This is a genomic window from Rhizobium sophorae, from assembly GCF_013087515.1.
Taxonomy (GTDB): Bacteria; Pseudomonadota; Alphaproteobacteria; order Rhizobiales; family Rhizobiaceae; genus Rhizobium; species Rhizobium sophorae.
This window is the reverse complement of the sequence record NZ_JABFCN010000086.1, coordinates 1-1,429: the sequence shown is the minus strand read 5'-3', so window position 1 is coordinate 1,429 and position 1,429 is coordinate 1. Positions and strand designations below refer to the sequence as shown.

The window sequence follows — 1,429 nt, the reverse complement described above, 5'->3', positions numbered from 1 at the left end:
CGGGCTTGCGGCCACGCTTCTGGTAGCCATTGCTCTGGCTGCCATCGCGAATGCCGAACATATGGTCTGTCTGGCCGGTGCGACGAGGACCGCTCCTGCTGCGCTGCTGTTCCCGCCCGGCCTGCAGCTCGGCAACGAGCGACAGCATGTCGTCCAAACGCTTGTTCTCGACGACTTCCGGTCGATGGACCGACCGCAATGTGTCGAAGGTTCTGTAGGGCAGGGCAAAACTCTCGTGCATGATCTCGAGGCGACCGTCCGGATAGTCGCAGACGATGACCTTCTTGCCTGCCAGCGCCTTGGCCTGCTCCGTCGGATCGAGAATGAACAAGACCTTGTCGTAGCGTAACGTCAGGGACTGCGACAGCGTGCGGACCTCCTTCCGGCACATGGCGCCATCGAGATTCTCATGTGCGGCGAGGGGGCGGTGCATGTCCTTCGGATTGCGCGGCGGCTTGCCGAACCGGGCATTGAAGTCCGCCATGAACGCCGGCGCATAGGCGTTGGCCGCGTCGATCGTGTCGATGCCGCGCAGCCGTAGTTCCTTGACCAGGCGATCCTGCAGCGTCTGGTTGGCCCGCTCCACGCGTCCCTTGGCCTGCGGGGTGTTGGCGCAGATGATGTCGATGTTGAGTTCATAAAGAGCCCGCCCGAACTGCGTCAGACCGCTCGTCCGGTCTTTCTTCGAGGCATGGGTCGAACGAAAGACACCGTGCTTGTCGCTGTAAAATGCCAGAGGTTTGCCCCATTGCTGCAGATAGGCCTTCGTCGCATGGAGGTAATCGAAGGTATTCTCCGATCCGGCGAACCGCAGATGCAATAGTTTGCCGGTGGCGTCATCGATGTAGACCAGCAGTGCGCATTTGGGACCGCGGCTCTCGAACCACCAGTGATGCGATCCATCGATCTGAACCAGCTCACCGAAACAATCGCGCCGACCGCGCGGCTGGAAGACCCGCTGCTTGCGCTCGCGTCGCGATACCCAGATGCCGGCCTCGGTCATCCATTGGCGCAACGTCTCCTTGGCTACCGAAATGTGATGCAGTTCAATCAGCTTCTCGCGAGCCAGCGTCGGGCCAAAATCCAGATAGCGTTCGCGGATCAGATCCAGCGCCGCATTGCGAAAATCTTCGCTGTGGCGCCGATTGCTTGGTCGCGACCTCTTCTTCGAAACCAGACCGGCCGCACCGGCCCGGTCATAAGCTTGCAGAAGCCGGTGCACCTGGCTTCGACTGAGGCCGAGCAGCTCCGTTGCCTGGACAACGCTTAGGCGTCGATCATTGATCTTTTGAATGACTTCGAGGCGATGCAATTCTTTCTGCGACATGGTGATCAAACAGGACATCACGACTCCAAACGCTCATGGTCTCCACCAGGCTGAAGGTCGTCATCCTTGCTCCCAACGTTGACGTTGACCAGCGCGTCGAGA

1 protein-coding gene is annotated in these 1,429 nt (G+C 60.1%); it reads right to left on the bottom strand.

The window, feature by feature from the left end; translation table 11 throughout:
• Nucleotides 1-1,345: ISNCY family transposase (locus tag G9X64_RS36100; protein WP_171378395.1), on the bottom strand; the 1,345-nt coding region annotated here is incomplete at its 3' end.
• Nucleotides 1,346-1,429: the final 84 nt, after the last annotated feature.